The sequence below is a fragment of the Streptomyces sp. NPDC054956 genome, assembly GCF_053609185.1.
In genome coordinates this window covers 1-3,410 of sequence record NZ_JBSGXB010000507.1, presented here as the reverse complement: position 1 = coordinate 3,410, position 3,410 = coordinate 1, and the positions used below count along the sequence as shown (strand labels likewise).

Here is a 3,410-nt window from a genome sequence, read left to right as displayed (position 1 = left end):
GGCGAGTACTGGAAGGTGGTCACCGGTGACGGCACCACCTACACCTTCGGCCTGAACAAGCTGCCCGGCGCCGGCTCCGAGCGCACCAACTCCACCTGGTCCGCGCCCGTCTTCGGCGACGACGCCGGCGAGCCGGGCTACACCAAGGCTTCCACCTTCTCCGGCCGCTACGAGACCCAGGCCTGGCGCTGGAACCTGGACCTGGTCCAGGACGTCCACGGCAACGCGGCCAGCTACTGGTACGCGGCGGAGACCAACAACTACGCGAAGAACGGCGACAAGACCAAGCTGCTGCCCTACACCCGCGGCGGCACGCTCTCCGAGATCCGCTACGGCCAGCGCGCGGACACGCTGTTCACCGGAACCGCCTCCAACAAGGTCGTCTTCGACTACAAGGAGCGCTGCTTCGCGGCGAGCTGCACCAACCTGACGAAGGACACCTCGGACAACTGGCCCGACGTCCCCTTCGACCAGATCTGCTCGGCGAGCGAAACCGACTGCAAGGCGGAAGGGCCGGCCTTCTTCACGCGCAAGCGGATGACGGCGATCAACACCTACGCGTGGTCCACGGCCCTGGAGCCCGACAACTACGCGCTCGTGGACACCTTCGACCTGGCCCAGGAGTACCTGGACCCGGGCGACCTCGGAGACACCAGCGACCAGACCATGGTCCTGAAGTCGATCAAGCGCACGGGCAAGAACGGCGGTACCGTCGATGTCCCGCCGGTGGACTTCACCTACCACATGAAGCCGAACCGGGTGGACGTGGACGGGGACAACATCGTCCCGCTCAACCGCCCCCGCATCAACACGATCACCTCCGAGACGGGCGCCATCACGACGGTCACGCTCTCCAACCCGGAGTGCGTACGGGGCTCCAAGATGCCGGTGGCCGAGGACGACAACTCGCTGTCCTGCTACCCGGTGTACTGGCCGATCAACGGCGGTGACCCCAAGCTCGACTGGTTCCACAAGTACAGCGTCATGGCCGTCACCATCGCCGACCCGGCGGGCCAGAACGACCTCGTCGAGAACGCCTACGAGTACGCGAACCCCGGCTGGCACCACAACGACGACCCGCTGACCCCCGAGGACCAGCGGACCTGGTCGGACTGGCGGGGCTACGGCAAGGTCACCGCCTACAGCGGAGCCGTCGGCAAGACCCGCTCGAAGACCGTGAAGGTCTTCATGCAGGGCATGCGCGGCGACAAGCGCAAGGGCACGACCGCCACCCGCACCAACACGATCGCGGCGGTCCCCGTCCCGGGGCTGACGATCGCCGACATCAACGACGACGAGCAGTACGCGGGCTTCAAGCGCCAGGAGGTCACCTACGACGGGGCCACCGCGCTCGCCGTCTCGGTGACCGACCCGTGGAGCAAGGAGACCGCCAGCCAGCAGAAGTCGTACGCCAACACCAAGGCGTACTACGTCCGCACAGGCACCATGTACAACCACACCCTCCTCACGGCCTCCAACACCTGGCGGTCCACCCGCGCCGACAGCGCCTACGACGACTACGGCATGCAGACGCAGTCCTCGTCGTCCGGTGACACGGCCAAGACCGGCGACGAGACCTGCACGCGCACCTGGTACGCCCGCAACGACGCCAAGGGCATCACCAACCTCACATCGCGCACCCGCACCGTCGGGGCCTTGTGCTCCGTCACCGACGACAAGCTGACGCTTCCCGCCACCTCGGCGACCCGTGGCGACGTCCTCTCCGACACGGCCACGGTGTACGACGACACGGCCGCCACCGCGTGGACGGCGAACCAGACTCCGACCCTGGGCCTTGGCACCTGGACCGGGCGCGCCCAGGCCTACCCGGTGGCGAACGGCACCGCGGACCGCGATCCGGCGGGAGCGGCAGGCTGGCAGACGGTCTCGACCACCACGTACGACACGGCCACGGCCAAGCTCGGCCGCCCGCTGACCGCCACCGACGGGGCCGGGAACACGACCACGACCAGCTACACGCCGGCCGCGAACGGCCCGCTGCAGGTCACCGTGATCACGTCGCCGAAGCTCGCCTCCAACGGCCAGCAGCACAAGACGTACACGTACATGGACCTGCGCGGCTCCATCGTGCGCGGCATCGACGCCAACTCGGGCTCCACCTACAACACGTACGACGGCCTGGGACGCGTCACCGCGACCTGGCTGCCCAACCGAGGCCAGTCGCAGACCCCGAACGTGAAGTACGGGTACCTGCTGGAACGCGGCAAGCAGCCGTGGACCTCGGTCGGCACCCTCGCCGCCGACGGCAGCTACAAAACCGTTTACTCGATCGCGGACGCCCTGTTGCGTCCGCTGCAGACCCAGGCGCCGTCGCCGAACGGCGGGCGTCTCCTGACGGATACCCGCTACGACTCCCGTGGCCTGGCCTACGAGACGTACGCCGACATCTGGGACAAGGACAAGGCGCCCGAGGGCGTCTACGCCCGCGCAGAGTACGGCAGCACCCCCAAGCAGACCGCGGTCGTCTACGACGGCCTCGGCCGCGCCACGACCAGCAGCCTGCTGGTGTACGGGGTGCAGAAGCAGTCCACCACCACCAGCTACACCGGCGACTCGACCGCCACCACGGCTCTCCAGGGAGGCACGGCCAGCCGCACGATCACGAACGCGCTCGGTCAGACGACGCAGGTCCGCACCTACAGCGGGACCACGCCGAACGACCCCCAGTACGGGGGCACCGCGCCGGGCACGCCGTACACCAGCGTGAGCCGCACCTACACGGTCGACGGCAAGCAGACCGAGATCACCGGCCCCGACAACGCCAAGTGGACCTACGGCTACGACCTCTTCGGCCGGGGCGTGACCACCACCGACCCCGACAAGGGCAAGGGCACCACGACGTACACCGTCCTGGACCAGGTCGCGACCTCCAAGGATGCGCGGAACACGGTCCTGGAGTACGGATACGACGAACTGGGCCGCAAGACCGGCCTGTGGAAGTCGCCGAAGTCCGACGCCAACCTGCTCGCGACGTGGACCTACGACGGCGTCCGCAAGGGTGCTCCCATGGCCTCCACCCGCTACGAGGGCGGTCTGACCGGCAAGGCGTACACCAAGTCCGCCATCGCCTACGACGTTCTGGGCCGTCCCACGACGACCCGGCTGACCCTGCCCTCCGACGACCCGCTCGTCACCTCGGGCGCCATCGCGGCCACCACCGACCAGACGATGACCTACCGGCTCGACGGAACCCCGAACACGGTCGCATCACCCGCGGCCGCCGGTCTGCCCGCCGAGACCCTCCAGGTGAGCTACGACAACTACGGCCTGCCGAAGACGCTCACCGGTGCCACCGACTACGTCCAGAACGTGGCGTACTCCCCGATCGGTGAGATCGAGCAGCTGACGCTGGCCCGTTCCGCGGCCGCCGGTGTCCGCAAGACGTTCAT

1 pseudogene is annotated in these 3,410 nt (G+C 68.3%); it reads left to right on the top strand.

What is annotated here, in order from left to right:
• Positions 1–3,410 (top strand): annotated as a pseudogene (locus ACWGDE_RS37465) (RHS repeat-associated core domain-containing protein); the annotation flags it as partial.